This is a genomic window from Peribacillus sp. R9-11 (genome assembly GCF_031345095.1).
Classification (GTDB): domain Bacteria; phylum Bacillota; class Bacilli; order Bacillales; family DSM-1321; genus Peribacillus; species Peribacillus butanolivorans.
Genome location: NZ_CP133763.1, coordinates 5218514 through 5238181, shown reverse-complemented (window position 1 = coordinate 5238181; position 19668 = coordinate 5218514). Strand labels below are relative to the sequence as shown.

Annotated in this window: 21 protein-coding genes and 2 riboswitches; of the genes, 18 read left to right on the top strand and 3 right to left on the bottom strand. The window is 39.7% G+C overall.

Translation table 11 applies throughout. From position 1 onward, the window contains the following. The first annotated feature begins 136 nt into the window (after nucleotides 1-136). From RE409_RS25540 to rodA, 5 genes are all read left to right on the top strand, one after another. Complete coding sequence (locus RE409_RS25540; protein ID WP_201222711.1) at nucleotides 137-1060, top strand: metal ABC transporter solute-binding protein, Zn/Mn family; 924 nt, start codon at nucleotides 137-139, stop codon at nucleotides 1058-1060. 12 nt (nucleotides 1061-1072) lie between these two features. After that, nucleotides 1073-1828: a metal ABC transporter ATP-binding protein gene (locus tag RE409_RS25535; protein WP_309558262.1), complete on the top strand. Its 756-nt coding sequence runs from the start codon at nucleotides 1073-1075 to the stop codon at nucleotides 1826-1828. 7 nt (nucleotides 1829-1835) lie between these two features. Continuing rightward, the gene (locus tag RE409_RS25530; RefSeq protein ID WP_053348671.1) at nucleotides 1836-2762 is read left to right on the top strand and encodes a metal ABC transporter permease; all 927 of its coding nucleotides are present in this window, start codon (nucleotides 1836-1838) and stop codon (nucleotides 2760-2762) included. Continuing rightward, nucleotides 2759-3640, top strand: a complete 882-nt coding sequence (locus RE409_RS25525; protein ID WP_309558261.1) for a metal ABC transporter permease — start codon at nucleotides 2759-2761, stop codon at nucleotides 3638-3640. The genes RE409_RS25530 and RE409_RS25525 overlap by 4 nt, the downstream gene beginning before the upstream one ends. Before the next feature lie 147 nt (nucleotides 3641-3787). Next, a complete protein-coding gene (gene rodA / locus RE409_RS25520; RefSeq protein ID WP_201187241.1) occupies nucleotides 3788-4960 on the top strand; it encodes a rod shape-determining protein RodA in 1173 nt (390 codons plus the stop codon). Between the two features lie 124 nt (nucleotides 4961-5084). Here rodA and RE409_RS25515 read toward each other — a convergent pair whose 3' ends face one another. Together RE409_RS25515 and RE409_RS25510 are read right to left on the bottom strand one after the other, a co-directional pair. Continuing rightward, nucleotides 5085-5420, bottom strand: a complete 336-nt coding sequence (locus tag RE409_RS25515) for a spore coat protein (protein ID WP_201187239.1) — start codon at nucleotides 5418-5420, stop codon at nucleotides 5085-5087. 12 nt (nucleotides 5421-5432) lie between these two features. Further along, nucleotides 5433-5711, bottom strand: coding sequence for a hypothetical protein (locus RE409_RS25510; RefSeq protein ID WP_162878703.1), 279 nt, complete (start codon nucleotides 5709-5711; stop codon nucleotides 5433-5435). 156 nt (nucleotides 5712-5867) lie between these two features. Here RE409_RS25510 and RE409_RS25505 point away from each other — a divergent pair, with 156 nt between their 5' ends. Then, nucleotides 5868-6785, top strand: a complete 918-nt coding sequence (locus RE409_RS25505; RefSeq protein WP_309558260.1) for a proline dehydrogenase — start codon at nucleotides 5868-5870, stop codon at nucleotides 6783-6785. A 49-nt stretch (nucleotides 6786-6834) separates the two neighbouring features. Here the strand turns inward: RE409_RS25505 and RE409_RS25500 are convergent, their stop codons facing one another. Continuing rightward, nucleotides 6835-6966 carry a YuzL family protein gene (locus RE409_RS25500; protein ID WP_309558259.1) on the bottom strand — a complete coding sequence of 44 codons (132 nt, stop codon included), beginning with the start codon at nucleotides 6964-6966 and terminating at the stop codon, nucleotides 6835-6837. A 211-nt stretch (nucleotides 6967-7177) separates the two neighbouring features. On the opposite strand from RE409_RS25500, the gene RE409_RS25495 reads away from it, so the two are divergent. From RE409_RS25495 to RE409_RS25440, 12 genes are all read left to right on the top strand, one after another. Then, on the top strand, nucleotides 7178-9562 hold the full coding sequence (locus RE409_RS25495; RefSeq protein ID WP_309558258.1) for a 3-hydroxyacyl-CoA dehydrogenase/enoyl-CoA hydratase family protein: 2385 nt from the start codon (nucleotides 7178-7180) through the stop codon (nucleotides 9560-9562). Nucleotides 9563-9641: 79 nt separating this feature from the next. After that, nucleotides 9642-10820, top strand: a complete 1179-nt coding sequence (locus RE409_RS25490; RefSeq protein ID WP_201187233.1) for an acetyl-CoA C-acetyltransferase — start codon at nucleotides 9642-9644, stop codon at nucleotides 10818-10820. 82 nt (nucleotides 10821-10902) lie between these two features. Next, nucleotides 10903-12690 carry an acyl-CoA dehydrogenase family protein gene (locus RE409_RS25485; protein ID WP_201187231.1) on the top strand — a complete coding sequence of 596 codons (1788 nt, stop codon included), beginning with the start codon at nucleotides 10903-10905 and terminating at the stop codon, nucleotides 12688-12690. Between the two features lie 139 nt (nucleotides 12691-12829). Beyond that, nucleotides 12830-13186: an arsenate reductase family protein gene (locus RE409_RS25480; protein WP_201188106.1), complete on the top strand. Its 357-nt coding sequence runs from the start codon at nucleotides 12830-12832 to the stop codon at nucleotides 13184-13186. 96 nt (nucleotides 13187-13282) lie between these two features. Continuing rightward, entirely contained in the window at nucleotides 13283-13663 is a 381-nt protein-coding gene (gcvH, locus tag RE409_RS25475; RefSeq protein WP_201187229.1) for a glycine cleavage system protein GcvH, read from the top strand. 90 nt (nucleotides 13664-13753) lie between these two features. Continuing rightward, on the top strand, nucleotides 13754-14119 hold the full coding sequence (locus tag RE409_RS25470) for a toprim domain-containing protein (protein WP_309558257.1): 366 nt from the start codon (nucleotides 13754-13756) through the stop codon (nucleotides 14117-14119). 3 nt (nucleotides 14120-14122) lie between these two features. Further along, complete coding sequence (locus RE409_RS25465; RefSeq protein ID WP_056525383.1) at nucleotides 14123-14431, top strand: thioredoxin family protein; 309 nt, start codon at nucleotides 14123-14125, stop codon at nucleotides 14429-14431. Nucleotides 14432-14592: 161 nt separating this feature from the next. Next, nucleotides 14593-14698: riboswitch (SAM riboswitch) on the top strand. Between the two features lie 103 nt (nucleotides 14699-14801). Next, complete coding sequence (locus tag RE409_RS25460) at nucleotides 14802-16112, top strand: O-acetylhomoserine aminocarboxypropyltransferase/cysteine synthase family protein (protein ID WP_201222716.1); 1311 nt, start codon at nucleotides 14802-14804, stop codon at nucleotides 16110-16112. 117 nt (nucleotides 16113-16229) lie between these two features. Next, nucleotides 16230-16342: riboswitch (SAM riboswitch) on the top strand. Nucleotides 16343-16522: 180 nt separating this feature from the next. Further along, a complete protein-coding gene (locus tag RE409_RS25455; protein ID WP_201187226.1) occupies nucleotides 16523-17557 on the top strand; it encodes a methionine ABC transporter ATP-binding protein in 1035 nt (344 codons plus the stop codon). Further along, complete coding sequence (locus RE409_RS25450; protein ID WP_201187225.1) at nucleotides 17550-18218, top strand: methionine ABC transporter permease; 669 nt, start codon at nucleotides 17550-17552, stop codon at nucleotides 18216-18218. The genes RE409_RS25455 and RE409_RS25450 overlap by 8 nt, the downstream gene beginning before the upstream one ends. Before the next feature lie 15 nt (nucleotides 18219-18233). Continuing rightward, nucleotides 18234-19067 carry a MetQ/NlpA family ABC transporter substrate-binding protein gene (locus RE409_RS25445; protein ID WP_201222718.1) on the top strand — a complete coding sequence of 278 codons (834 nt, stop codon included), beginning with the start codon at nucleotides 18234-18236 and terminating at the stop codon, nucleotides 19065-19067. 100 nt (nucleotides 19068-19167) lie between these two features. Further along, a complete protein-coding gene (locus tag RE409_RS25440; protein WP_053348684.1) occupies nucleotides 19168-19371 on the top strand; it encodes a YuzK family famiily protein in 204 nt (67 codons plus the stop codon). Nucleotides 19372-19668 lie beyond the last annotated feature (297 nt).

Here is a 19668-nt window from a genome sequence, read left to right as displayed (position 1 = left end):
TGTGTATAGTATAAAATAAGTTGTGTACGGGAAACTTTTTAGCATTTACGACAATGTGATAGACAGAAAAAAATTTTGAGCTAAATTTTGCGCTTGGTAAACATTTTTAGGAAGATGAAAAAGGGAGGGAATAAGGATGGGGTTTTTAAAAACTATTGGTGGCGTACTTGCTGCTGTGATCATTTTAGCGGGGTGCGGAAATGATACGACTGAACAAGATAAAGGCAATAGCAAGTTAAATGTCGTCGCAACAACGGGGATGATTGGGGACTTGGTTGAGAATATTGGCGGTAAACATGTGGAGGTCACTAGTTTAATGGGACCGGGAGTCGATCCCCATCTTTATAAGGCAACACAGGGTGATGTGAAGACACTGGATTCAGCTGACATGATTTTTTATAACGGCGTGCACCTTGAAGGGAAAATGACAGATATCTTTGAAATGATGAGCAAGGATAAACCGACGATTGCGGTAACGGAGGATTTCAAGGAGGAACAACTTCGTAAAGTAAGTGCAACGGAACATGATCCGCATGTTTGGTTTGATGTAAAGCTCTGGATGGTTGCAGCGGAAGCGGTAAAAAAAGAGTTAATTGCCATTGATCCTGACCATGAAGCAAGTTATCTAGAAAATTATGAAGCTTATGTTCTGCAGTTAAAGGAACTTGATAAATATGTACAGGGTGAAATAAATAAAATACCAGAAGATCAGCGAGTGCTCGTTACGGCACATGATGCATTTGGATATTACGGCAAGTCATATGGATTGGAAGTAAGAGGGCTACAGGGGATTAATACGCTATCGGAATATGGGTCAAAAGATGTGACTGATATGCGGAATTATCTTGTGAAGAATAAAATTAAAGCAATATTCATAGAGTCTAGCGTGCCAAGGAAGGCTATTGAGGCGGTTATTCAAGGAGCTGAAAAGCAAGGTCACAAAGTGAAAATCGGTGGTGAACTATTCTCGGATGCGATGGGGGAAAAAGGCACTGAAGAAGGAACATATATCGGTATGGTCCGTCATAATACAGATACCATTGTTAATGCTTTGAAATAAGGGGGAGAAAGAATGTATCAGGCAGCTCTGAAGGTAGAAAATTTAACGATAGCTTATCATAAAAAACCGGTTGTCGAAGATGTCTCATTTGAGGTGCCAGAAGGGAATCTAATCGGTATCATAGGTCCAAATGGAGCTGGGAAATCCACATTAATAAAGGGGATACTCGAACTGACTCCTAAACTATCCGGGGAAGTCACAATCAGTGGATCTTCCTATAAATCGATGAGGAAGAGTATAGGCTATGTACCACAGAGGGAGTCAGTAGATTGGGATTTCCCAACCAATGCGCTCGATGTCGTGATGATGGGCAGGTATGGTCACCTCGGCTGGTTAAAGCGACCAGGAAAGGCTGAAAGACATAAGGCAATGGAATGCTTGGATAAAGTGGGGATGGTTGAATACGCTAACCGGCAGATAAGCCAGCTCTCAGGCGGGCAACAGCAACGGATTTTTCTAGCTCGTGCTTTAGCACAAGAAGCGGATATTTATTTTATGGATGAACCATTTGTAGGGGTAGATGCAGCAACAGAGAAAGCGATCATTCAATTGCTGATGGAATTGAAGGAAAAAGGCAAGACAGTTCTTGTTGTGCACCATGATTTATCAACAGTAAAGGAATATTTTGATTGGACGATGCTGTTGAATAAAAAGGTTATGAAAATTGGACCGACAAAAGAGGTATTTATCCCCGAATACTTACAGGAAACATACGGGGGCCGCTTAGCGATATTATCAGATGCACAGTCCGGTCTATTATTAAAATGAGGTGTACATGATGAATTTACTGGATATTATTAATGATCCGAATACACGGTGGATTCTGCTTGGCACGATGTTCCTCGGATTAAGCAGTGGAGTCATCGGCAGTTTTGCCTACCTCAGAAAGCAGTCTTTGCTTGGTGACACGCTCGCACATGCGGCATTGCCAGGAATTTGCGTTGCTTTTATATTAACTGGGGTGAAATCTACTTCCTTCTTTCTAATAGGAGCAGCCTTGGCTGGTTTAGTGGCAGTTTTCCTAATCAGCGTACTTACGAGGTACAGTAAGATCAAGCAAGATGCTGCACTCGGAATTGTGTTATCTTCATTCTTTGGTTTTGGAATTGTGTTACTTACGCAAATCCAGCAGAGTGAATATGGAAACCAGAGTGGATTGGATACATTTCTATTTGGGCAGACTGCATCAATGGTCATGTCGGATGTCTATATGATGATGACTGTTTCCTTTATACTCATCTTCACTTGTACCGTGTTTTTTAAGGAATTTAAATTACTGTCCTTCGACCCGGGATTTGCTAAGGGAATAGGTTTACCGGTTGTTTTTCTAGACTATTTCATTATGATGCTGATCGTGGCGGCCGTGGTCATCGGTATTCAAGCAGTAGGAGTTGTATTGATGGCATCTTTACTCATTACTCCGGCTGTTTCTGCTAGGTACTGGACAGAGCGGCTGCATATCATGGTTATCCTGTCTGGAATATTCGGTATGCTGAGCGGTGTATCAGGTACGTTAATCAGTACATCGGTCAATAATTTGCCGACAGGTCCATTAATTGTCTTGTCCGCGACGGTATGGTTTTTCTTTTCCATGCTTTTTGCTCCTAAACGTGGGGTTCTTTCAACTGTATGGAGAAGGCTATCAACGAAAAAGAAATATTCTCTCGAACAGGATAAAAGGAAAGGGAGCCATCCATTATGAATGATTTTTGGATTATCTTAGTCGGGGCACTAGTTGCGGGTTCTTGCAGTGTATTAGGTTGCTTTTTGATAGTCAGAAAAATGACATTGATTGGAGATGCAATCAGTCATTCCGTTTTACCTGGAATCGTATTGGCATTTTTAATAACCGGGACACGTGACTCGGTTCCAATGCTGATCGGGGCAGCGGCACTAGGGTTACTTACAGTATTCTTAATCCAGCTTTTTCAATCTTCAGGCGTTCAGTCTGACGCAGCAATCGGCATTGTGTTTACCTCTCTTTTTGCAACAGGGATTGTACTAGTGAGTTTGTATACGCAACAAATCGATTTTGACCTGGAGCATGTCCTGTATGGAGAAATTGCCTATACTCCATGGAATACGATGACAATTAGCGGATTCGAGGCGGGACCAAAAGCTGTTTGGATTGTTGGCAGTTGTTTTATTCTCAATCTTATTCTGATTTTTCTTTTCTTCAAACAGTTTAAGCTTGTTTCCTTTGATCCATTACTTGCGGCTGCGATGGGAATTCCGGTTTTGTTCTTTCATTATTTACTGATGAGCCTTATTTCGCTAACGACGGTAGCCGCCTTTGATAGTGTAGGTTCAATTTTGGTAGTCGGAATGCTCATTATACCAGCGGCAACAGCCTATTTGCTGTCAGACCGTTTAAGTCGGATGATTTTGGTCAGTATCGGGGTTGGAATACTCAGTTCTATTATCGGTTACTTTTCAGCTACCGTTTTAGATGCCTCGATATCGGGATGCATGGTAGGTGCAGCCGCTCTGTTATTCGGATTGGCATTTCTTTTTTCTCCAAGCCATGGATTAGTCAGTAGATTTTTGAAACGCAGAAGCGCAATGGAATCACATTCTTAGTATCTCCAACTAACAGGCTGCATGCTTATAACTCCATGCAGCCTGTAATCTATTCTGCGATATAGTTGTGATTTTATTTGTTTAAAGTATAATGAATAAGTGTATTAAAAGATGTATCGCAGGAGCCTTTTTAAGGGAGAGTTAAGTATGGAAGAACAAAATAAATTTTCATCACGAATAGATTTTTCTTTGGTCACAATATTGCTGTTGTTATGCGTTGGAAGTTGCTTAGCAATCTATAGTGCCCAAACGACTGGACAGTACGCTGAAAACTTCTTAATTAAACAAATTTTTTGGTATATAGTAGGAATTGGAATCGTATTAGGGTTTATTACTCTAGATTCAGATCAGTTGAAAAAAATTTCTTGGTATGCCTATGGATTCGGATTGTTTTTGCTTTTGTTGCTGATCCTTATGCCGGAAAGCATCGTACCTAAATTAAATGGTGCAAGAAGCTGGTTCAAAATTCCGGGAGTCGGTTCAATTCAGCCATCGGAATTCATGAAGGTTTTCCTGATCCTGGCTTTAGCAAATGTTATATCAAACCATCATCTCAAAAGCACGCTGAAAACGATTCAAACGGATCTATGGTTGCTTGTTAAAATCGGTCTTGTGACGGGTGCTCCGCTTTTGTTAATCATGCAACAGCCGGATTTAGGAACCGCGCTTGTCATACTGTCGATTATGCTTGGAATGGTTTTTATTTCAGGGGTTTCATGGAAAATATTGCTTCCGATAGTCTCAGGAGGAATTGTTGTCGCTTCTACGATTCTATATTTTGTACTTTGGAAGCCAGAACTTCTGGAAAAATACTTGGGAGTAAAATCCTATCAATTCGGCCGCATCTATTCCTGGCTGGATCCTTATAATTATGCGAGCGCTGAAGGTTATCACTTGACCAAGTCTCTGTTAGCTATCGGCTCTGGTCAGACCACAGGAAAGGGAATTGGGTCGAGAGAAGTGTATTTACCTGAGAGTCATTCGGATTTCATCTTCAGTATAATCGGAGAAGAATTTGGTTTTATCGGATCAAGTATCATCATCTCCTTGTTCTTCCTTTTGATCTACCATATAACAAAAACGGGAATGGAAACGAGAAATAACTTCTATACATATATTTGTGTTGGTGTTATCAGCATGTTAACGTTTCATGTTTTTCAGAACATCGGAATGACGGTAGGCCTTTTACCGATTACGGGGATTCCACTTCCATTTATCAGTTATGGAGGAAGCTCGCTAATGGGGAATATGATGGCCATGGGCCTAATATTCAGCATCAGGTATCACTATAAAAAGTATATGTTTTCAACGGATATCTAAATATATAGAGCCGGTCCACGCTTCGCTGTGGGCCGGCTCTTTTAAATGAGGTTGTTGCCACAGCTATTGAGAAAACAAACAAAAGGAACTGAATTATAGTGCATCTCAGCTCATATATATGTCCTTATTGAATGTTTGATCCATATGGGAATTGGTTTTTATAGCCCGAAAACTGTTGATAGGTTTGGCTTAAGCTATTGGATTGAGCCTTTTCTAAACTATACCAGCCTTTTTCGAACATAAGGTTATAAAGCTCACGTTGCATCTCCTGATTTTCTTTCGAAACTGAGAAAATGTCTTGGAATAACGCATGGTTACTCATTTCATGTAGGGCAACAGATAAAGAGTTACAGAAGTACTTCTCCGTTGCAAGCATATCATTAATAAAATCCCGATCATTCATTTGTGGTGTCTTTGCCACAGGAGACTCTGGATTTTGGACTTTGTTTTGGTTGGGCATCAAGAACCCTCCTTACTGGAATTGTTGTTGACTCTGATATTGGTTTGGATTTAAATGATTCAGAATGGTATCGTAATGGCGCTGATGCATTAGTCCACAGCGGTTTAACGCATCAATAATTTGTGGATCTTTACATTGAGCCGCAAAAAAATGTGCCTTTTTAATCGCAATCAGGTTCCATGCAAGCATATCAGATAAGTATAAACTGTCTTTTACAGAAACCATTTCCGGCGGTTGTTTCATGAAGCCGGTGGACTGTTGTTGGCTGTTAAATGAATTTTGTTGTTCCATCAGTCTACCTCCTTAAGTGTTATCTAAACGACTTTAATTTTCCCATTAACAATTTTTTTATTCTTGATGTTTGGATATCTGGAATTTGAATTAAATGGTAAAATATTCTTATGAAATACATCTATTTTCCGAAGAAAAGATACGGAGGGAATGCAGATGGAACAAATATTAAGAAATCTATTTCTTTTTCTATCAAAGAACAAAAATATGACAAAGGCAGCGAAAAAATATGGATTGCGGTTTGGGGCATCCCGCTTTGTGGCTGGAGAATCGTTGGATATGGCAGCTGCAGCTATCGCAGATTTAAACCGAAAAGGGCTGTCTGTAACCATCGATTATTTAGGTGAATTCATTGATAATGAACAAGAAGCAAATGAGATGGCAGATCAGTGTATAGAGGCCATTCGAATGATTTCCAGAAAAAATCTGGATTCACAGTTATCTTTGAAATTGACGTCGATGGGCATGGATATATCAGAACAAGTCGTAATGAATAATATGAGAAGAATATTAGAAGAAGCCAAAACCCATAGGGTGTTCGTAACACTTGATATGGAAGATTTTCCGCGCTGTCAGCCAACTTTGGATGTATTCAAAAACTTAAAGGCTGAATATAATGAACTGGGGACGGTCATACAAGCTTATCTTTATCGGACAGAGAAAGACATTGAGGAGTTGAATGCATACAACCCGAATCTACGACTTGTTAAAGGAGCTTACAAAGAGCCTCGGGAAATAGCTTTTCCAGAGAAAATTGATGTCGATGATAATTTTAAAAAGATCATTAAGAAGCATCTGCTGAATGGAAATTACACAGCTGTTGCCACCCATGACGATAAAATTATTGATTATACGAAGAGCTTAGTCAAAGAGCAAGGGATCTCTCTTGATCAATTTGAATTTCAAATGTTATTCGGCATACGTAATGAAAAGCAGCTTGAACTCGTAAAAGAAGGATATAAGGTAAGAGTGTATGTTCCATATGGTACGGATTGGTACGGATATTTCATGCGCCGCCTTGCAGAGAGGCCGGCCAATATTGCTTTCGTTTTAAAGGGACTATTTAAAAAATAGCTAAATCGAGAGCCGGCCCGGATAAGGGACGGCTGCTCTAATAACGACTTTATTTTTTGTACTGATTGTTCTGGCTGTTTACTTTATTTATCCCTTGCTGACGCTCACGACCAGGGTCGGCATTGCCTTTAACGCTTGCGGCACTCACAGCTCTATTAGAAGGATTATTTTTACGCTTCATTGTATAAGTCACCTCCTGGTCGTTATTGTCTACTAAAAGGAGGAGAATTAATCAAAGGTAATATGATAAAAAAATTTATTTTTTTCCAGTTTTATCATTGCGGAATTTCCAATTATATTCTATATTAGTAATAAGAAAAAATATTCAAAATTTTTTTGAATTAAAAATGAATGAGCATTCATTCAATACATTGTGTAAGGGGGATATAAACTTGGTTCGACAAATACGAAAGGCTGCTGTTCTAGGGTCAGGAGTTATGGGATCAGGGATTGCTGCACACCTTGCTAACATCGGCATTCCGACTTTATTATTGGACATTGTACCTCGTGAACTCACAGAGGATGAAAAGAAAAAAGGTCTTACATTAGAAAATAAACAAGTACGTAACCGCATCAGCCAAACTGCGATTACTAAACTTTTAAAGCAAAAACCAGCTCCGCTTTCAGCTAAAGGAAATCTTGCGTTAATTGAAGCCGGGAACCTGGAAGATGATATAAGTCGTTTAAAAGACGTCGATTGGGTTATTGAAGTAGTCGTTGAGAGACTTGAAGTGAAGCAAAGTGTATTTGCCCAGGTTGATCAACATCGTAAACATGGAAGCATCATTTCTTCCAATACATCTGGAATTTCAATTGAAGCTATGGCAGAGGGCCGCTCAGAGGATTTCCAAAAGCACTTCTTAGGAACTCACTTTTTCAATCCGCCGCGCTATCTTAAATTGTTAGAAATCATTCCCACTAAAGAAACATCTCCAGAAGTGCTCGAGTACATGAAACAATTCGGCGAAGATGTACTGGGTAAAGGTGTTGTCGAAGCAAAGGATACACCAAACTTTATTGCAAACCGCATCGGTACTTATGGTTTGCTAGTTACCCTTCGTGAAATGCAAAAAGGCGGATACAGCGTTGGTGAAGTGGACTCGGTAACTGGTCCATTAATCGGAAGAGCGACAAGCGCGACATTCCGGACGCTTGATGTAGTTGGATTGGATACTTTTACACATGTTGCTAAAAATGTATATGACCAGGTGGAAGGGGAAGAAAAAGCAGTTTTCCAAATACCGGGTTTCATGAATAGGATGCTTGAAAACGGCTGGCTTGGAAGCAAGTCCGGACAAGGATTTTTTGTGAAAAAGGGTAAGGAGATCTTTGAGCTGAATCCTGAAACTCTTGAATATGAAGCCCGTAAAAAATTAAAGACTCCTTCTATTGAAATGGCTAAACAGGCCAAGGGTCTAGCCAACAAAATGAAAGCGCTTGTTTATAGCGATGACCGTGCTGGTGAATTACTTTGGAATGTGTTAAATCCAGCTCTTGTGTATTCTGCACAACTGCTTGGGAATATTGCCGATGATATTGTGGCAATCGATCAAGCAATGAAATGGGGCTTCGGCTGGTCTATGGGACCTTTCGAAACGTGGGATGCGATTGGTGTTGAAAAATCAGTAGCACGTTTAGAACAAGAAGGAGTTACTGTTCCTCAATGGGTGAAGGATATGCTGGAAAAAGGTATCACTTCTTTTTACAAAGAAGAAAATGGCATAGTTTTCTACTATGATAATGGAGAATATAAAGAACTTCTTGAAAACCCTAAGGTGATTAACCTTAAAGCAATCAAGAAGCAAAAAGGCGTAATCAAGAAAAACAGCGGTGCAAGTCTGATTGATATTGGTGATGGAGTGGCTCTTCTTGAATTCACTTCACCAAATAATGCAATAGGTCTTGATATCATGCAAATGATCAATGCCGCAGTCGATGAAGCAGAAGCTAATTATAAAGGTCTGGTGATCGGAAACCAAGGCAAAAACTTCTGTGTAGGTGCTAATATTGCCATGATGTTGATGGAAGCACAAGATGACAATATTTTGGAATTGGATATGGTTATCAGCCAATTCCAAAAGGCAATGCTTAAGATTAAGTACAGTGCTGTACCTGTTGTTGTAGCGCCATTTAATATGACACTTGGCGGCGGTGCGGAAGTATCTCTTCCTGCTGCACGTATCCAAGCAACGACAGAAACATATATGGGTCTTGTAGAAGCTGGTGTTGGATTGATTCCAGGCGGTGGCGGAACAAAAGAACTTTATGTAAAAACGCTGAAGAATATGCCAAAGGGCGTCGCCTTTGATTTGCAGAAAGTGGCTAATCAAGTATTTGAAACAGTCGCGATGGCAAAAGTTTCGACTTCTGCTGAAGAAGCACGCGGGAATAACTTCCTTAATTCTTCTGATGGAATAAGTGTGAACGCAGATCATCAATTATATGATGCGAAGCAGGCAGTCATCTCCATGTATAACCAAGGGTATACAGCTCCAGTTCGTACAAAAATTCCTGTGGTCGGTGAAACAGGTTATGCCACACTTCTTTTAGGGGCAGAATCCATGCGCCTTTCCGGCTTCCTATCTGATCATGACCTTGTCATAGCTAAAGAGCTTGCATACGTCCTGGCCGGAGGAAAACTTCCATACGGTACAGAAGTAGATGAGCAGTATATCTTGAACCTAGAGAAACAAGCTTTCCTAAAACTAATTTCTACTCCGAAATCTCAGCAAAGAATGCAGCATATGCTTGTAAAAGGGAAACCACTTCGAAACTAATGGATAAGTGAAAATACGGTTAGATTGCAAATGAAGGTTAATAGATTGATAGCTTAAAAATGAAGTAAGGGGGATCCTCATGAAAGAAGCGGTAATAGTAGCTGGAGCAAGGACTCCGGTAGGAAGAGCAAAAAAGGGTTCTCTTGCTAACGTTCGACCAGATGATTTAGGGGCTCTTGTTGTAAAAGAAACGTTAAAGCGTGCTGGAAATTATGAAGGTTCTATTGATGATTTAATTATCGGTTGCGCAATGCCTGAGGCGGAGCAAGGGCTGAATATGGCGAGAAATATTGGTGCGTTAGCAGGATTGTCTTACACAGTACCAGCTATAACAATTAATCGTTACTGTTCAAGCGGATTACAAAGTATTGCTTATGGAGCGGAAAGAATCATGCTCGGCCAAAGTGATACGGTCATTGCAGGTGGAGCAGAGTCCATGAGTCTTTTGCCAATGATGGGACATGTAACCCGTCCGAACGCACAACTTGCGGAAACAGCACCAGAATACTATATGGGGATGGGTCACACAGCTGAAGCCGTTGCAAAAAAATACGGTATTTCGCGTGAAGAACAGGATGCATTTGCTGTGCGCAGTCATCAAAGGGCTGCTAAGGCCATTGCTGAAGGAAAGTTTTCAGATGAAATCGTTCCGGTTGATGTAACCATTCGCTCAGTAGGTCCGGATCTTAAATTACAGGAAAAGTCATTCCAGTTTGCACAAGATGAAGGCGTTCGTGAAGGCACAACATTTGAAGTGCTTAAGAAATTAAGACCAGCATTCTCTGTGACAGGATCCGTTACAGCAGGAAATTCATCACAAACGAGTGATGGAGCTGCTGCAGTTATGGTCATGGATGGAGAAAAAGCTTCTTCAATAGGGATGAAGCCACTTGGTAAGTTCCGTTCCTTTGCCGTAGCAGGGGTACCACCGGAAATTATGGGAATTGGTCCGATCGCTGCGATTCCAAAAGCTTTGAAACTAGCAGGTCTTGAGCTTTCTGATATTGGTTTATTTGAATTGAATGAAGCCTTTGCTTCTCAATCCATTCAAATCATTCGTGAGCTGGGATTGAATGAAGAGATTGTCAATGTCAATGGTGGAGCTATTGCCCTAGGCCATCCACTAGGATGTTCCGGTACTAAATTAACATTAAGCCTACTTCATGAAATGAAGCGCAGAAACCAACAATTCGGAGTCGTTACAATGTGTATCGGTGGCGGTATGGGTGCTGCTGGAGTATTTGAATTATTAGCGTAATTCCATCTCGATCGAAAGTTTATCAACAATTCCGGCGGGCTTAAGATAATTAATCATCATTAATCATTTAGGAGGAAATAACATGTCCAAACAAACAACAGATAACCTCATAAAAGGCGGCGCCTTTTTAGTAGAAGATATTACGTATAATCAAGTGTTTACACCAGAAGATTATTCTGATGAGCATAAAATGATTGCCAAAACTTCTGAAGATTTCGTAGTGAATGAAGTTCTTCCGCAAGTTGAGCATTTAGAGAATCATGAATTCGACCGTTCTGTAAAATTACTGAAGCATGCAGGGGATATCGGTTTACTTGGTGCTGACGTTCCTGAAGAATATAACGGGCTTGGTCTTGATAAAATTAGCTCGGCAATAATTACAGAAAAAATGGCGCTTGCAGGTGGGTTCGGAATCACTCACGGTGCACACGTAGGGATTGGATCTTTGCCAATCGTATTATTTGGAAATGAAGAACAAAAGAAAAAATACCTTCCATTGCTAGCAACGGGCGAAAAAATTGCTGCTTATGCTTTAACTGAACCTAGCTCAGGATCTGATGCATTGGGTGCAAAAACGACAGCGAAATTAAATGCAGAAGGTACTCACTACGTTTTAAACGGTGAAAAACAATGGATTACCAATGCAGGTTTTGCGGATGTGTTCTGTGTATATGCTAAAATCGACGGCGAACAATTCTCTGCCTTTATTGTAGAGCGTGAATATCAAGGTGTATCTACGGGCGCTGAAGAAAAGAAAATGGGTATAAAAAGCTCATCTACACGTACTTTAATCCTGGAAGACGTACATGTTCCAGTTGAAAACCTTCTTGGCGTAGCTGGAAAAGGGCATGTTATTGCTTTCAATATCTTGAATATTGGCCGATATAAATTGGGTGTTGGCGCAGTCGGCGGATCTAAACGCGCTCTTGAAATTACTGCTGCTTATACAAATCAACGTCAGCAGTTCAAAACGAAAATTTCTGACTTTAACCTAACGAAAGAAAAACTTGCAACGATGGCTTCTAAAATTTATGCAGCAGAAAGCTCTGTATACCGTACCGTCGGTCTTTATGATCAAAGACAAAGCAAGCTGACTGATGAGCAAGTGAAAGATGGAAAATCAATGGCAGCAGCGATCGCTGAATATGCAATTGAGTGTTCTTTGAATAAATTCTTCGCTTCTGAAGTATTGGATTACGTAACAGATGAAGGCGTACAGCTTCATGGTGGTTATGGTTTCATGCAGGAATATGAAATTGAAAAAGCGTACCGTGACTCTCGTATTAACCGGATTTTCGAAGGCACAAATGAAATCAACCGTTTGCTTGTTCCGGGAACATTCCTGAAAAAAGCACTTAAAGGAGAACTTCCTCTTCTACAAAAAGCACAGGGACTGCAAGAGGAATTAATGATGATGATGCCTGAAGAGCCTAGCGATGAGCCATTGGCACAAGAAAAAATGCTGGTTAGAAATGCTAAGAAAATCGGTATTTTGGCAGCAGGTCTTGCAGCACAGAAATACGGCAAGAAACTTGATCAAGAACAAGAAATCTTATCTAACATTGCTGATATCGCATCCCTTGCATACGCTGCTGAATCTGTGGTTTTACGTACAGAAAAAGCAATTGCGACTACAGGTTTAGAAAAGAATAAACAAAAGGTATTGTACACTGAAATTTTCGTTCAAGAAGCGTTCAATGAAATAGAACAGCATGCAAAAGAAACGTTAATTGCCGTTGAAACAGGCGATACTCTTCGCATTATGCTTTCTTCACTTCGCAAGTTGACTAGACACAACCCAATCAATGTCATTGCGAAAAAACGCGAAGCTTCTGTTAAGGTAATCGAAACTGAAAAATACGCACTATAATCAAAGTTCAACCTTTAAAGGGAATTCCCGTAATCGGGTATTCCCTTTATTACGTGTGAAATTTTCACGATGGAAAGACAAGGAGAATTCGTTGTATTGCACAGAAAAAACGGGTATTCTATTGATAGGTGGTGAAACAATGGGCTTAACATTATATTGGTACCCAAAATGCGGCACATGCCGTAATGCGAAGAAGTGGCTGGATAGTCATGAACTGCAATATGAAGCGATTCATATAGTAGAAAATCCGCCTTCTCGAACAGAAATCGAACAACTATATAATACCAGCGGATTAGAGCTGAAGAAGTTTTTTAATACTAGTGGGCAAAAATACCGGGAGCTGGGTTTAAAGGACAAACTGAAAGAAGCTTCTGAAGCAGAAATGCTAGATATATTGTCTACTGATGGTATGCTTCTTAAAAGGCCGATTGTTACGGACGGCACAAAAGTGACAGTTGGTTTCAAAGAAGAACAATTCGAACAGACTTGGAACTAAAATAATACGAAATATTTGGTTAATTCCTTACTTTTAAAAAAAATCTACCTTATAATGTAATAGATAAAATAAGATGTACTATGGAGGGAATTAATGATGACAACACCAAAAGAACTTCGTTACACAAAGGAACATGAATGGGTCAAAACAGAAGATGGAACAGTACGCATCGGAATTACAGCATTTGCTCAGTCCGAACTTGGGGACATCGTTTTTGTTGAGCTTCCAGAGATTGGCGCTGAATTGAAATCGAACGAGCCATTTGGCAGTGTTGAATCTGTTAAAACTGTATCTGAGCTGTATGCTCCTATCAGTGGTAAAGTTGTTGAAGTAAATGAAGAGTTGAATGACAATCCTGAATTCGTAAATGAATCTCCTTTTGAAAAAGCATGGATGATCGTGATTGAACCATCAAATATCAGTGACGTTGAAAACCTGATGAGCGCTGAAGAATATGATAGCCTGATAAACGGTTAAAATGAAGGAGAGAGGGTCTAAATAGGCCTGCTCTCTTTTTCAGTTTATAAAAAGGCAGCATGCACACAATTCGTGAGATGGAGTGATGACATGGAGTGGGGCGAATTTGATAAAGTTATCATTGTAGAAGGCAGTTCCGATAGAAGAAAAGTTGCCTCCGTTTTGAATGAAGATGTGGAAATAAGATGTACAAATGGGACCATTTCATTAACTAAGCTGGATGAGTTAGTAGATGAAATGGTGGACCGTGATGTTTATCTCCTTTTTGACGCAGATGATTCAGGAGAAAAGCTACGGAAGCAATTCCGAAGGGAAATGCCAGAAGCAAGCCACTTGTATATCAATAAAATGTACAAAGAAGTGGAAAGTGCCCCCGAACATCATATCGCTACAGTGCTCCTATCTGCCAATATGAATGTGAAAATGAAATTTTTAAGTCAAAGGGTGAACGACTAATTGATGCAAGAATTGAAAGAAGAAGATTGTAGGCTTGCTGTTGAAGAAGGGGAAACCTTTTGCTTATATTTATATACACCTTTGTGTGGGACCTGTCAGGTGGCTTCTAGGATGCTTACGATATCATTGGAGCTTTTTCCAGACTTGAAGGCAGGAAAGATGAATATGAACTATGTCCAAACAATCGCCGAATCATATGAAATTGAGAGTGTACCTTGTTTATTACTATTTAAAGAAGGGCAGCTGCGGAAAAAAATTTATGCCTTTCAGTCTGTTCCTTATTTGTACGGAGTGCTTAAGGAAATAAGCTAAAAAGCCAATCCAATATGGGTTGGCTTTTTAGCTGTAGAAAAGTAGTGAATAAACGATATAGTTGATGGGGAATTGAAATAAGAATATTCAAATAATTGATTGACTGGATAATTCTAAAGTGCTATATTTTGAATTAAGAAAGTAACTGCTAAATTTAATAGTTCTTATCAAGAGTGGCGGAGGGATTGGCCCGACGAAGCCCGGCAACCGGTATAAATTTATATACGGTGCTAATTCCAACAGAGTATTGGCTCTGGAAGATGAGGAGAGTATATAAGCCTCTTCTTATGAAGTGGTTTTTTTGCTTGTTAAAAGAGGAAGGCCTGATTCTTAAATCCAACTAAATCCATAGAAAAAGGGGAGAAATCTTATGGCAGAGAAAAAGTTGCGTTTCGAAACATTGAGTGTTCACGGGGGTCTGCAAGTAGATGAAACGGGTGCACGTGCAGTGCCTATTTATCAAAGCAATGCATACTTGTTCAAAGATACTGACCATGCAGCAAATTTATTTGGCTTAAAGGAAAATGGCTATATTTATACACGACTTCATAATCCTACGGTCAGTGTTTTCGAAGAAAGAATGGCCTTGTTGGAAGGTGGTATCGGCGGACTGGCAACCGCAAGTGGGATGGCTGCCATTACACTGTCAATCCTAAATATTGCTGGTGCAGGAGATGAAATAGTGTCCGCTTCTACATTATATGGCGGTACGTATAATCTTTTTGAAAATACTCTTCCTAAATATGGGATAAAAGTGAAGTTCGTCTCTCCTGATGACCCTGAAAATTTCAAAAAAGCCATCACGCCTAGAACGAAGGCTATATTTGCGGAAACAATTGGAAATCCAAGTCTAAGGATTCTTGATATTGAGGCTGTAGCGGACATTGCTCACAATGCGGGCATACCACTCATTATCGATAATACCTTTGCTACCCCATACCTTTGCCGGCCAATTGATTTTGGAGCGGATATTGTCATCCACTCTGCTACAAAATGGCTCTTGGGAAATGGAACCACCTTAGGAGGCATCATCGTGGATGGGGGCAAATTCGACTGGAACTCACCAAACTACCCTGGCTTTACGGAACCGGATCCAAGCTACGATGGGATTGTATACTCTGAAGCAGTCGGCCCTGCTGCCTTTATCACAAAAGCTCGTGTGCAATTACTTCGTGATTTAGGGCCGACGTTAAGTGCTCAAAGCGCGTTCCAGTTTACGCTGGGGCTAGAAACGTTGCATGTGAGAATGAAAGAGCATCTTTCGAATACTAAGTCTGTTATTCAATATTTGGAAAATCATCCTGCTGTGAACTGGGTTTCGCACCCTAGTAATGGAAGTCACCCTGATAAAGCGCTGGCGGATAAATATTTGCCTAAGGGAGCAGGATCTGTTGTGACTTTTGGAATTCAAGGTGGACGCGAAGCTGGAGCAAAACTTATCAATTCGGTAGAGTTATGGTCGCATGTAGCCAACGTAGGGGATGCTAAAAGTTTAATTATCCACCCTGCTAGTACGACCCATCAACAATTGAATGATGTAGGTTTAGCAAAAGCGGGTGTAAGTGCTGATCAAGTGCGCATATCGATTGGTATTGAAAACGTAGAGGATTTAATAGAAGATTTAGAGCAGGCAATTGAAAAAGCGACGAATATTGTCTCCTTAACTTCTAAAACTGTTTAATAAAAAAGACCTGTTCATTCTTTCCTAGAAATATTATACATTGCGCTCCTTTTTTATCTATGATAAAATTTCTCCATACTAAAGAACTTAATGATGTACAAATATTCTATATATTAGCTCTTATCAAGAGAGGTGGAGGGATGTGCCCGATGAAACCCGGCAACCGACAAGGAAATTTCCTTGGAAAGGTGCCAATTCACACAAAGTTTAATCGCTTTGGAAGATGAGAGAAAGGCCTGCTTTTTCACCTGCCTTTCTGCTCATGCAGAAAGGTTTTTTCTATTTAGTTTGGGAAAACCTTTACATGTATAGCAATATTGAAAAACGGTTTTAAATCATATTTACAGGCTGATAATGAAGATAAATCAACTAAGTTCATAGGTTTTATTGGATAAAAGAGGTGAGTATTAATGATTACATTGACAAAAGTTAGTAAGCTATTCCGAACAGGAAAAGGAAGCAGTGACACGATTAAGGCTGTAAATAATGTTAATGTTGAAATAAATAAAGGCGAGATTTTCGGTATTATTGGCTACAGCGGAGCAGGGAAAAGTACTTTGATCAGGATGCTTAATGGATTGGAAACACCAACAGAAGGATCCGTTGTGGTGGCTGATAAAGAAATTTCCAAAATCAAAGGTGCTAAGCTACGTAAAGCTCGACAAGAAATCAGCATGATCTTTCAACATTTTAATTTATTATGGTCTAGAACCGTTCAGGAGAATATATCGTTTCCTCTAGAAATTGCAGGGGTTTCGAAAAATGAGCGTATCAAGCGTGTGAATGAATTAATTAAGTTAGTTGGGCTTGAAGGAAGAGAAAAGGCATATCCTTCGCAATTAAGCGGAGGGCAAAAACAAAGGGTCGGGATTGCTAGGGCTCTTGCTAACAATCCTAAGGTGCTACTGTGCGATGAAGCGACGTCTGCTTTAGACCCGCAGACAACCGATTCAATACTTGAATTGCTTGTGGACATCAATAAGCGTCTTGGTCTAACGATTGTTTTGATTACACATGAAATGCACGTCATCCGTAAAATTTGTCACCGCGTTGCAGTAATGGAAAGTGGTCAAGTAGTTGAACAAGGACCTGTCCTGGAAGTCTTCAAGAATCCGAAAGAACAAATGACGAAGCGTTTCGTTCAACAGGTAACAGAGCCTGAAGAAACAAAAGAAACAATGGAACACTTGCTGGAACGCTATCCAGCAGGAAAAGTAATTCAATTGACGTTCGTAGGAGATCATGCAGAGAGTCCGTTAATTACTAGGCTGGTACGTAACTTTGAGTTGGATGTCAATATCGTTCAAGGAAAAATATCTCAAACTAGAAGTGGTTCATATGGAACGTTATTTATCCACCTTGATGGCAATGAGGATGAAATGCTCCGCGCAATCGAATTCATTAAAGCACAGCATGTAGGCGTGGAGGTGATTACTCATGCTTGAAGAATTATTACCGAATGTATATTGGGAAGACATTATTGAAGCAACAAAAGAAACACTTTATATGACTAGTATCTCAGTACTAGCAACCTTTTTTATAGGCATACTATTAGGGCTAGTCCTGTTTTTAACAGGGAAAGGTAACTTGTGGGAAAATCGGGTAATTAACACGACCATGAGTGCTATCGTTAATATTTTCCGTTCCATTCCATTCCTTATTTTAATTGTGTTGCTCATACCTTTCACAAAATTGCTTGTCGGTTCTATGATCGGTGAGGATGCTGCTTTACCAGCCCTTATTATCGGGGCGGCACCATTTTATGCACGTATGGTTGAAATCGGCCTCCGTGAAATCGATAAAGGTGTAATTGAAGCGGCTAAATCAATGGGAGCGAAAACGAGCACGATCATTTGGAAGGTACTTCTTCCAGAATCGATGCCAGCATTAATTTCAGGGATTACGGTAACATCGATTGCATTGGTTGGGTATACCGCAATGGCAGGGGTTATCGGTGCAGGCGGGCTTGGTAATCTGGCCTATCTAGACGGCTATCAAAGGACTCACAATGACGTTACACTTGTAGCGACGATTGTTATACTAATTATCGTCTTCATTATTCAAATTATTGGAGATGTGATTACATCTAAATTAGACAAAAGATAAAGGGAGATGAATAGGATGAAAAAGTTTTTAGGATTTGCATTAGTACTTGTTTTATCGATTGCTCTTGCTGCTTGTGGAACCGATAAGGACAACAGCGGCAGCGATACAGAAAAGGAAACGAAAAAATTAGTTGTAGGTGCATCCAATGTTCCGCATGCTGAGATTCTTGAAAAAGCTAAACCTCTTCTTGAAGAAAAAGGAATTGAGTTGGAAATTAAACGGTTCCAAGATTATGTTTTACCGAATAAGGCTTTAAACGATAAAGAATTGGATGCTAACTACTTTCAACACATTCCATATTTAGAGGGGCAAATTAAAGAAAATGGATATGACTTCGTTAATGCTGGTGGAATTCATATCGAGCCGATTGCTCTATATTCAAAAAAATATAAAAGCATTGATAAACTTCCGGAAGGCGCAACAATTATTATGAGCAGCTCTGTTGCTGACCACGGACGTGCGTTATCTCTATTAGAAAAAAATGGCCTGATTACATTAAAAGAAGGCATCGATAAAACGACAGCTACAACAAAAGACATTGTTGAAAATAAGAAAAAACTTAAATTTGATGCTAATTATGAAGCAGCTTTACTTCCGAAAATTTATGAGAGTGGCGAAGGGGATGCCGTTCTAATCAACTCTAACTATGCGATTGACGCTGGATTGAATCCGCTTAAAGATTCAATTGCTATTGAAGACTCTGAATCACCATATGTGAACGTTATTGCTGTTAACAAAGGTGATGAAAATAAAGAAGAAATCAAAACGCTAGTAGAAGTATTACATTCTAAAGAAATTCAAGATTTTATTCTAAAGGAATACAAAGGTGCAGTCGTACCAACTAAATAATTTATGGTAAAGAACGACCTGGAAATCTTCAGGTCGTTTTTTGTTTAAAGATGAAAACACAGGGTATAGAATTAATAGAGTAATAAAGTAATTCACAAATTTGAAAGGATGGTTCACTATCAATACTTTAGATTTAAATGTAACAAGCGAAATGGAAAAAGCGATGCAGTTATCACATGGGATTGGCTATAATGAGTACAGCAGAAATTTAGACCTCCGTATCGAGGTTGAGAAAGAACGAGATAAGGAACATGAAAAGTGCAACAAAATGGTCATTGACCTACAACGTAAAATTCACGGTTAAGCATATAAAAGAGTCTTTAAAAGATCGGTCTGTAGAGGTAAAATGATAAGTGGTCTAGAAAATAAGGGTTTCCTTATTAGATTAACTTACATAGCACCTAGCAGACCTTTTTTTCTTTAACAAAGGTAATATGTACCTTCCAATTAAGATTTTTTAGACATATATTAATAAGAACGAAGGTTTGTTGAATAATAAGTTTTAAATAAGAAAAGCTAAAATAAGGCTCTATTTGCTGTAAATAGCCTATAACAGTAGGGTTTGTAACAATAGGACAGGTTTTCATCATGAAAGAAGTGG